The 10,555-nt window shown below is 59.1% G+C and carries 6 protein-coding genes and 5 pseudogenes; 10 read left to right on the top strand and 1 reads right to left on the bottom strand.

Annotated elements, in window-relative coordinates:
• Positions 1-75: 75 nt before the first annotated feature.
• The 3 pseudogenes from BST44_RS29830 to BST44_RS29825 form a co-directional block, all read left to right on the top strand.
• Positions 76-695: pseudogene (locus tag BST44_RS29830) on the top strand (DDE-type integrase/transposase/recombinase); the annotation flags it as partial.
• A 214-nt stretch (positions 696-909) separates the two neighbouring features.
• Positions 910-1,794 (top strand): annotated as a pseudogene (locus BST44_RS25845) (IS110 family transposase); the annotation flags it as partial.
• Between the two features lie 210 nt (positions 1,795-2,004).
• Positions 2,005-2,218: pseudogene (locus BST44_RS29825) on the top strand (integrase core domain-containing protein); the annotation flags it as partial.
• A gap of 42 nt (positions 2,219-2,260) precedes the next feature.
• On the opposite strand, the pseudogene BST44_RS30535 reads toward BST44_RS29825, so the two are convergent.
• Positions 2,261-2,574, bottom strand: a pseudogene (locus BST44_RS30535) (IS256 family transposase); the annotation flags it as partial.
• Between the two features lie 190 nt (positions 2,575-2,764).
• Here BST44_RS30535 and BST44_RS31750 point away from each other — a divergent pair.
• The 7 genes and pseudogenes from BST44_RS31750 to BST44_RS25805 all read left to right on the top strand — a co-directional run.
• Positions 2,765-3,126: pseudogene (locus BST44_RS31750) on the top strand (metal-dependent hydrolase); the annotation flags it as partial.
• 506 nt (positions 3,127-3,632) lie between these two features.
• A complete protein-coding gene (locus tag BST44_RS25830) occupies positions 3,633-4,346 on the top strand; it encodes an MlaE family ABC transporter permease (protein WP_085981747.1) in 714 nt (237 codons plus the stop codon).
• A gap of 110 nt (positions 4,347-4,456) precedes the next feature.
• Complete coding sequence (locus tag BST44_RS25825; protein WP_371869965.1) at positions 4,457-5,218, top strand: ABC transporter permease; 762 nt, start codon at positions 4,457-4,459, stop codon at positions 5,216-5,218.
• 6 nt (positions 5,219-5,224) lie between these two features.
• A complete protein-coding gene (locus tag BST44_RS25820; RefSeq protein WP_007172259.1) occupies positions 5,225-6,442 on the top strand; it encodes an MCE family protein in 1,218 nt (405 codons plus the stop codon).
• Complete coding sequence (locus BST44_RS25815; RefSeq protein WP_007172260.1) at positions 6,439-7,482, top strand: MCE family protein; 1,044 nt, start codon at positions 6,439-6,441, stop codon at positions 7,480-7,482. The genes BST44_RS25820 and BST44_RS25815 overlap by 4 nt, the downstream gene beginning before the upstream one ends.
• Entirely contained in the window at positions 7,479-9,044 is a 1,566-nt protein-coding gene (locus tag BST44_RS25810; protein ID WP_007172261.1) for a virulence factor Mce family protein, read from the top strand. The genes BST44_RS25815 and BST44_RS25810 overlap by 4 nt, the downstream gene beginning before the upstream one ends.
• A complete protein-coding gene (locus BST44_RS25805) occupies positions 9,041-10,555 on the top strand; it encodes a virulence factor Mce family protein (RefSeq protein WP_007172262.1) in 1,515 nt (504 codons plus the stop codon). Before BST44_RS25810 ends, BST44_RS25805 begins: the two co-directional genes overlap by 4 nt.

The following is a 10,555-nucleotide window of genomic DNA, read 5'->3' as shown; positions in this document are numbered from 1 at the left end:
CACAACGCATTTCCCGGCATCTCCGAACGCGTGTCGTCTACATGGTGAACAGCTTCCTCACGGCCTCAGATAACCAATGCGATTTTCAAGACGGCGTCGGCTTTCTCCGCGGCCGAGCTCGACCTGCCAACACACTAATCACCCAGTTCATCGCCGATCATCACGGTCACCGCGATGGCCCTGATGGTTTGCGGTGGGGTGTCGAGTCGATCTGCACACAGCTGACCGAGCTGGGTATGCCGATCGCCCCATCGACCTATTACGACCACATCAACCGCGAGCCCAGCCGCCGCGAACGCCGTGACGACGAACTCAAAGAACAGATCAGCCGGCTCTACGCCGCCAACTACGGCGTGTACGGTGCCCACAAGGTGTGGCTGGCGCTCAACCGCGAGGGCACTCCAGTGGCCAGATGCACCGTCGAGCAGGGTTTGCCTACGTCGCTTTCGCCACCGACGCCTACGCGCGGCGGGATGCTGGGCTGGCGGGTCGCTTCCACGATGGCCACCTCGATGGTCCTCGATGCGATCGAGCAAGCCATCTAGAACCGTCAACAAGAAGGTGTACTGATCTCAAAGACGTTGTCCACCAGACGGATCGGGGATCGCAGTCAATACACCTCGATCAGGTTCAGCGAACGGCACGCAGAAGCGGGCATCCAGTCCTCGGTCCGAGCGGTCGGCAGCTCCTATGACTGTGAGAATGTTGGCGGCTGTCTGGTCGCCTGACTCGTGTTATGACTGACCCAGCGGTATGGGTGTCCTGGCTGTTGATCTGTCGTCCAACGGGCGGTCGTTCCACCTCGTGCTGACCGAGCGGGCAGTGACCTCATAGAAGCCTGACCACACCAGGTCCCATCGCAGTCCCGTCACCCGACCGGCCAGCCTCAACAACCCGCTGAAGGTCGCAATGACAAGCATGGCAACCACACCTCGCCGCGGTCGAGTCGTGATCGGTGTTGATACCCACAAGTTCGTTCATGTCGCCGCCGCGTTCGACGACTTCGGCGCGGTGCTTGACACCGGAACGTTCCAAGCCGACCGCGCCGGCTATGCCGAGCTGATCGAATGGGCTAGCCACCCGGGCCACATCCTGACCTTCGCCATCGAAGGCACCGGCTCCTACGGAGCCGGCCTGACCGCAGCCGTGCGTCGCAGCGACATCGGTGTCGTGGAGGTAATGCGCACCGACCGGCGCGACCGGCGGCTGCGCGGCAAGTCCGACTTCCTGGACGCCGAAAACGCCGCCCGTGCCGTGCTTGGTAGCCATGCCACCGCCACCCCGAAGACCGCCGATGACACCGTGGATATGATCCGACAGATCAAAATCGCCAAAAATATTGCGGTCAAAGCCCGTTCGGCAGCGATGATCTCGCTGAAGACGGTCATCGTTAACGCCCCAGACGAGCTGCGTGAACAACTGCAGCCCTTGTCCAAGATGGCCCTAATCCGCCGCTACGCCGGCCTGAGGCCAGCTGGCATCAGCACGGTCGAAGCCGCAACCAAGCACACCCTGCGCTCGATCGCCCGCCGCTGGCAGCATCTCAACGAGGAGATCACTGAACACGAGAAACTACTCGCCCAATTGGTCACCGAGATCGCGCCAGAGTTGACCGCAGCATTCGGCATCGGCGCCGACACCGCCGCCGAGATGCTCATCGTCGCCGGCGACAACCCCGACCGGATCCGTATTGAAGCCGCGTGGACCAAGCTGTGCGGCGTGTGCCCGATCCCAGCCTCCACCGGCAAAACCGTTCGCCACCTGCTCAACTGGGATGGCCACCGCCAGGCTAATGCGGCGATCTACCGCACCGTCATCGTGGGCATGCAACACCATCAACCCACCCAGGCGTACCTCGCAAGACGCACCGCCGAAGGCAAGTCCAAGGCCGAAATCATCCGGTGCTTAAAACGCTTCCTTGCCCGTGAGATATGGGCCTCGTGCATCCACTGCGCACCACTCCACAAGCCGAAAAACCAGCCGCTTGACGGATATAGGAGCATCAATGCACTAGCCGAGACGGTCAACGGCCTGTACAAGACCGAGCTGATCAAGCCCGGCAAGCCCTGGCGCTCCATCAAGGACGTCGAGCTGGCCACCGCACGGCGGATCGACTGGTTCAACCACCGTCGCCTCTACGAATACTGCGGCGATATCCCCACCAGTTGAACTCGAAGCCGCCTATTGCACTCCACGCCAGAGACCAGCCGCTGGCTGAAATCTCACATCAGAAAGTCTCCGGACTCACCGGGGCGATTCAGGTGGCGGACAGATCCCTGCCGCCGAACGCGGCGACTTCGTCTTGCCACTGGGCGGTCAGCCGGGTAATCGTGGCTGCCGACAACCCGGCCCCCGACCCAGGAACTGCTCCAGGGCTCCGGCCTGAAATCCCCGCTGGACGCCCATGCAGGTACAGCAACGGCAACACCTCGGCCATCTGCGGCGACTTACGCGCTTACGCCGGCACGATCGTCGACGAGAACCGCTGCCGCTCAACGGTATCGGGATCAATACGTTTGTCATTGACCCGCGGGGCCTGCACCTTGACCGCCCCCCCGCGGTCAGCACGTCGCGGGGCTAGCGTTGCGCACCCTGTCGCTTCGCAGTACTGTAACGCCCGACACCCTGTACTGTCAGTATCCGAAACTAGAAGTTCGGGGAAAAGGTAACCTTCGTGGTCGACGGGGGCACAGGCTAGATATATAGGGGGTCGTGACCACTATGAGTGCACCGAGTGGGGTCTCGGTATCCGAGGACTCGGCGGATATGTTTCTCGGTGGGGGGAGGGCAGCAACTATTATCGTGGATGACGACATCATCTTCAGCCACTTTCTGGCGAACTTGTCGGGGTCGTTCCCGCCGGGGGAGGAGTTGTTCATTCGGTCGGTGCGCCGGTTTGCCGATGAGGTCACCGATCCTGGGTTGAAGAAGCGGGTGGCCGGGTTTATCGGTCAGGAATCGGTGCATGGCCAGCAGCATCGGGCGCTCAATGACAAGCTCGTTGACATGGGGTATCCGATTGCGTGGTGGGATTCCGAAAAGTTTGTTGATTGGGTGAAACGCATCGAGGAGGTGCTGCCGGCCCGGATTCCGCTGGCGGTGACAGCAGCCGCAGAACACTTCACCGTGGGTTCGCGACCTATGGATGACCCGGTGATCACGGCCAGAGTCATTCTCGTCGAAGACGTCCGGGATCAGACCTTTTCCAGCGTTGGGAGCTGGCGGCGTGTTTTCGCAGATGCCATTTCAATTCGGCAAAAGGCCGTGCTGAGAGGCCGTTCCAATGGTTTGAGTTCATCGTCCAAGTTGCGGTTTTTGATGCAGATGTCGACCCTGCCAACCATCGCAGCTTCTTCGTCCCTGGCGGCGCTAAGCATCTTCACGCTCAACGTGTTGTTGTGCAACGTCGGCACAACGGACATCTCTGGCGCGAGCGATGGGTTGAGCGCTACCACCCAGTATGGTCTGCTGGTCACGGTTTCGGCGGTCGCGCTGTACGTTGATCGGCTGCTGCAGCGCGACGCACGTGGTGCTGTTGTCGAGGGGCATCGGTGACGGCATCCAACGGTTTGTCGGTATACCTTCGTGAACAACTGCGGAAACCGCTAGGGCAGGTGGCCAGCTTCACTCAGATGTGTGTGCTAACCGGCAAGGCGCTTGCACGTCCGTTCCAATGGCGCGAATTCATCCTACAGGGTTGGTTTCTACTCGGTGTGTCGTTCCTGCCAACCGTTATGGTCGCAATTCCGCTCACCGTGCTAATCATCTTTACGCTGAATATCTTATTGGCCGAATTTGGGGCCGCCGACGTCTCCGGCGCTGGGGCTGCGCTCGGCGCCGTCACTCAACTGGGCCCCCTTGTGACGGTGCTCGTGGTCGCTGGCGCAGGTTCTACTGCGATTTGTGCGGATTTGGGCGCTAGGACTATTCGCGAGGAGATCGATGCGATGGAGGTGTTGGGCATCGACCCGATTCATCGACTGGTAGTTCCCAGGGTGGTTGCATCGACCATTGTAGCCCTGCTGCTCAATGGCGCGGTGATCAGTATCGGGCTGGTCGGCGGGTTCTTGTTCGGTGTGTATATCCAGAATGTTTCGGCCGGCGCATACGTTTCGACCCTAACCTTGATTACTGGATTGCCCGAGGTGCTGATCTCGATTGTGAAGGCCACCTTATTCGGGCTTATTGCCGGGCTGGTGGGTTGCTACCGCGGGTTGACAGCCGGCGGGGGAGCCAAAGGGGTGGGCACAGCAGTCAACGAAACGTTGGTTCTTGCGGTGGTCGCATTATTTGCGGTCAACGTGGTGCTGACTACCATTGGTGTGCGGTTCGGAACGGGGCGTTGAGATTGGCTTCCCCGACGGTCGTGCAATCACGTTTCCCACGCGCTTGGAAGCTAGGCGCCGGATGGGTCGGCGCTCCTGGCCGTGCGCTCGACGCCTCTGGTGATGTCGCGCTGTTCGTCGGCGAAGTGCTCCGTTATCTCGGGTTTACCCTAAAGAATTACCGAAAGGAAGTCTTGCGCCTGATCGCCGAGATCGGCATGGGCACTGGCGCAATGGCCGCCGTCGGCGGCACGGTGGCGATCATCGGCTTTGTGACGCTATCGGCCGGTTCGCTGATTGCGATTCAAGGGTTCGCCTCGCTAGGCAATATCGGCGTTGAGGCGTTCACCGGTTTCTTCGCCGCGCTAGCGAATGTGCGTGTGGTGGCGCCAATCGTAACTGGCACTGCTTTAGCCGCGACCGTCGGGGCCGGTGCTACAGCGCAATTGGGCGCCATGCGGATCAGCGAGGAGATTGATGCGCTTGAGGTGATGGGAATCAAATCAGTTTCGTATTTGGTATCTACCCGAGTTATTGGCGCCTTCATCGTCACTATCCCACTATATTCGGTCGCGGTCCTCCTCTCGTTCTTTTCCGCCCAGCTGGTGACAACTTTGTTCTATGCGCAATCAATCGGAACGTATGACCATTACTTCAACACTTTCCTGAGGGTTAACGACTTCTGGTACTCTCTTGCGGAGACGGTCGCCATTTCGGCAGTCGTGATGTTGAACCACTGCTACTACGGATACAACGCCAGCGGCGGTCCGGTTGGAGTCGGCGTGGCAGTCGGGAGATCGATGCGCGCATCGCTAATCGCCATCGTAATGGTCGTGCTAATGGCTTCGTTAGCGATTTACGGCGTCAACCCCAACTTCAATCTCACGGTGTAAATTATTATGGCAACCACAAGCAAGCGGCTACGGCGACTTATTTCGGTCCGAAAGTTAGCGGGGCTGGCTTTGTGGCTCATCACCGCGGTCGTGCTGATCGTCGTCTGGGTCCAGTTCCGGGGTGGCTTCACACCCAAGATAACCTTAACAGCATTGGCTAGCCGGTCGGGTTTGGTCTTGGATCGGGGGGCGAAAGTCACTTACAACGGGGTGGAGATCGGCCGGGTGGGCAGCATCAGCGAGGTGGAGCGTGACGGAAAGCCGGCGGCCAAGCTGCTGCTGGAAATTGCGCCAAAATACGCCGGGCTGATCGCGCTAAACGTAAATGCCGAAATTACAGCCACCACGGTGTTTGGCAACAAGTACGTGTCGTTGAGTTCGCCCAAACAACCTGTGGCCCGGAAGGTTACACCGGCTGACATAATTGTGGTGAGGTCGGAAACAACGGAGTTTAACACGTTGTTCGAGACGGTCATGCAGATTTCAGAGAAGGTGGATCCGGTCAAGGTGAACTTAACGCTTTCGGCGGTGGCTGCAGCGTTAAATGGGCAAGGCGATAAATTCGGGGCTTCGATCATCAATGGAAACACCATACTCGATGACATCAACCCGCAGATGCCTCAAATCCGCCATGATATTCAACGGTTGGCGGATTTAGCCGATATCTACGGGGATGCCTCGCCGGATCTTTGGAGCGCCCTCGATAACGCAGTCACCACGGCGCGTACCTTCAACCAGCAAAAGAAGGATCTGGACGCCGCACTCTTGGCCGCGGTGGGGGTTGGAAACACCGGTGCCGACATCATTGACCAGAGCAGATCGGACCTGCAGCATGCGGTCAGCGACCTGGTGCCGGTGACTCAACTGCTTGACACCTACAGTCCGGAGCTTTACTGCCTTTTTCACCATGGCGCTAATGTGCTACCGAAAGTGACGGATGGGGAGAGCGGCAACGGTTACTCGGTAAGGTTAACAGGCACGATCTTGGGAGGAACAAATGCGTACGTCTATCCTGACAACTTGCCGCGAGTGAATGCTCACGGCGGACCGGGCGGGAAACCGGGATGCTGGAAGACCATTACCCGCGATCTGTGGCCTGCTCCGTACTTGGTAACGGATAGCGGTTCCAGCATCGCGCCATACACCCACTTTGGAATCCCGCAACCGCAGGCCAATGAATACGTGTGGGGCCGCCAGTGGGGGGAGAACACGATCAACCCATGAAAAAAATCACCGCTACGGCAGTGAAGTTTAGTACTGCCGTATTAACTTTAATTGCCGTGACGGTCATCATTGTCGTGGTGTTCGCCCAGTTGCGCTTTAACAAGACCTCCAGCTACACGGCCGAATTCAGTACTGCGAGCGGCTTGCGCGCCGGCCAGTTTGTCCGTGCCTCCGGGGTGGAGATCGGCAAAGTAAGCAGCGTACGGATCACGGAGGGCGGTCATCGGGTGCGTGTGGACTTCGAAGTAGACCGTTCGGTGCCGCTTTATCAGTCGACGACCGCGTCCATTCGCTATGCCGACCTACTTGGGCAGCGCTACGTAGAACTTAAGCGCGGCGACGGTGAAGGGATGGATCGGGTGTTGCCGCCGGGTGGGTTTATCCCGCTGTCACGTACGGAGCCAGCCCTGGATTTAGATGCACTGATCGGTGGTTTCAAGCCGGTGTTTCGCGCGCTCGATCCCGACAAAGTCAATACGATTGCGACCGCGATCGTCACTGTGTTTCAGGGCCAAGGTGGCACGATCAACGATATCTTGGACCAGACGGCGCAACTAACCGCGCAGATCGCTGGACGTGACCAGGCAATCGGTGAAGTCATCTCAAACCTTAACGTCGTGCTAGAGACCACGGTCAAGCATCGCAAGGAATTCGACCAAACGATCGACAACGTCGATAAGTTGATCACCGGGTTGAGCAATCAAGCCGATCCGCTCGCGGCCAATGTCGCGCACATCGGTAATGTGGCCGGCACGCTGGCGGATCTGTTGTCAGACAATCGGCCACTGCTGCAGAAGGCCGTTGGCTATGTGCAGAATACCCTCCAACCGCTAATTGACCGGCTCGACTACGTCGACGGGGTGTTACGGGACGCCCCACAATCTGCGAAGCGTGTCGCGGGTATCGGGGGGCTTTATGGCGACTTCTTCAATTTCTACGCGTGCGACGTCACGCTGAAGGTTGATGGCCTGCAGCCTGGCGGGCCCGTCCGTACCGTGAAGCTTTGGAGTCAGCCGACGGGGAGGTGCACTCCGAAGTGAGAACCCTTCAAGCAATCAATCCGTATCGGATGGGGGCGATGGGAATCATCGTTGCAGCGGTGGTGACCGGAGTAGGGCAAAGCTTCACCAGCATTCCGATGTTGTTTGCCCAGGCAACCTATTACGGAGAGTTCAAAGACACAGGCGGGCTGAACAAGGGCGATAAAGTTCGCATCGCTGGGGTAAATGTCGGCGAAGTGCAGGGATTTACGATCAATGGCAACCATGTAGTCATGAAGTTTTCCATCGGCTCCAATACAATCGGATCTAAAAGCCGTCTTGCGATCCGTACCGATACCATCCTGGGGAAGAAAGTGCTCGAGATCGATCCCCAAGGCTCCCGCGTGCTCCAACCAAATGCGACACTCCCGCTTGGGCAAACCACCAGCCCGTACCAGATCTACGACGCGTTCTTCGACGTCACGAAGGCGGCTACCGGCTGGGACATCAATACAGTCAAACGCTCCCTGAATGTGCTGTCGCAGACAGTTGAGCAGACTTACCCGCATCTGAGTGCAGCACTGGATGGTGTGGCCAAGTTCTCTGACACGCTAGGGAAACGCGACGAGCAAATCCAACGGCTGCTTGCTGACGCTAGGAAGGTGGCAAGCATACTCGGTGATCGCAGCAAGCAAATCGATCGGATTTTGGTTAACACGCAGATCGTTCTGGCGGCGTTCAACGAGCGCAAGAGTGCCATCGACGGCTTGCTGGGCAATATCGCCGCCGTTTCCGCCCAGTTGAAGGGTTTGATCGATGACAACCCGAATCTGCATAACGTTGTCGAGCAATTGAGGACGATTAGCGATCTGCTACTCAAACACAAAAAAGATCTCGTCGAGTGGGCGCCTAACGTAAGCTATTATGCGTCGGCTTTGGCGGAGTCGGTAGCGTCGGGTCCCTACTTTAAGGTGGCTCTGCTGAATCTTGCACCTTTTTGGATGACTCAGCCTTGGGTCGACGCGGCGTTCAAGAAACGTGGGATCGACCCTGAACAATTCTGGCGCAGCGCTGGTTTGCCCGCCTACCAGTTCCCCGATCCTAACGGCACCCGGTTTCCCAATGGCGCGCCACCGCCAGCTCCGCCGGTAAGGGAGGGCACCCCGGACCATCCAGGACCGGCGGTTCCGCCAGGCGCGTCGTGCGCTTACACCCCCGCAGAGGACGGTTTGCCGCGGCCATGGAACCCGCTTCCCTGCATGGGTTTGGGCGCCGGCCCTTTCGGTGGCCCGTCGACGATCGCGCCGTTTGACGTCCAAACGTCACCTCCCGACCCTAATGGGCTGCCACCAACACCCGGTATCCCGATTGCCGGACGACCTGACGAGCCCCCGCCGAATGTGCCAGGCACTCCGGTGCGGCTTCCCGTAAAAGCTCCACCAGGCGCGCGTACCGAGAACCTGGCGCCGGCCGGCCCGACATCACCGCCGTCGACCTTCGCGCCAGGACTCCCCCCGGGACCACCATTCCCGCCGGGCCCGGGCCCGCAGCTGCCGGGCCCATTCATCACCCCGGGCGGAACAGGAGGCAGCGGCGCTGCGACGGGAGGCAGCCAGAATTGAGTACTGTTTTCGATATACGCAAAATTCAACTCCCGAAGTTTTCGCGAACTGCAATCATCGTTGGGTCCTTGGTGATACTGCTGGCGTCTATTACGACGCTGGCTGCTCGGGATTTCTACGAAAAAATGACCAATAACACGGTGGTTGCGTATTTCCCGGAGGCAAACGCGCTTTATGTCGGGGACAAGGTCCAGATAATGGGTGTGCGAGTGGGCGCGATCGACAAGGTCGAGCCGTCGGGTGACAAGATGAAGGTGACTTTCCACTACGAGAAAAAATACAAAGTGCCCGCTGACGCCTCTGCGGTGATCCTCAATCCCGCGCTGGTCGCCTCGCGCGTCATTCAGCTGGAACCGCCCTATGAAGGCGGCCCATCGCTAGGAAATCATGCGGTGATCCCCATCGAACGAACACAGGTGCCGGTGGAATGGGATCAGTTGCGCAATGGTATCACGGACATTATCTCGAAGCTGGGACCTACGCCCGAGCAGCCCAAGGGGCCTTTCGGCGAAGTCATCGAATCTTTCGCGGACGGCTTGGCCGGCAAAGGCAAAGAGATCAACAGTACTTTGACCGGGCTTTCGCAAGCGTTGACCGCGCTAAATGACGGGCGTGCCGATTTCTTTGCCGTGCTGCGCAGCATGGCCTTATTCGTCAACGCGCTATATAAAGATGATCGGAATTTCGTCGCTTTGAATAAGGACCTCGCCGTATTTACCAGTTCACTTACCAGCTCAGATCCCGGGCTTGCGAAGGCACTGCAACAGGTAGACGATATGCTTCCCGCATTGCGAAAGCTTCTAGCGGACAATCGTGATGGGCTAACCCACGACATCAACACCCTCGCCGATGTGACCACCGCGCTGGTTCAACCCGAGCCGCTGAATGCGCTTGAAACGGCGCTGCATGTCTTCCCCCATTTTGCCGCCAACGCCCTCGCAATCTATGAGCCGGCGCACGGCGCGCTGACAGGTGCAATAGCCCTGCCAAACTTTGCCAACCCATTGCAGTTCATCTGCAGCGCGATGCAGGCCGGCAGCCGTATGGGATACCAAGAGTCTGCCGAACTGTGCGCACAATACTTGACGCCGGTTTTGGATGCGATCAAGTTCAATGGACCCCCGGCTGGCATCAACCTGTACCAAACTCCTGCTGTACTGCCCAAACATATCGCATATTCCGAGCCTCGGTTACAGCCTCCGCCGGGGTTCAAGGACACCACGGTCCCCGGGATTTGGGCGCCGGACTCGCCGTTGTCACATGGTAACCACGAGCCCGGCTGGGTCGTAGCGCCCGGTGAGCAAGGCCTCACAGTGGGACCGGCTACCGAAAGCTTGCTGACACCGGACTCGCTCGCTGAGCTGATGGGAGGCCCGGACACGACACCGCCGCCATCAAGGTTTCAGACGCCGCCGGGGCCGCCCAACGCCTATTCCAATATGGGTCCACCGCCGCCGGGCCCGCCACCCGCCGCTGACGCAGCATCAGTCGCGACAGGATCCGGCCAGTGA

The organism is Mycobacterium scrofulaceum (assembly GCF_002086735.1).
GTDB classification, from domain to species: Bacteria; Actinomycetota; Actinomycetes; order Mycobacteriales; family Mycobacteriaceae; genus Mycobacterium; species Mycobacterium scrofulaceum.
Note: the sequence above shows the minus strand (reverse complement) of the source record. Positions and strands in the feature narration are given on the sequence as shown.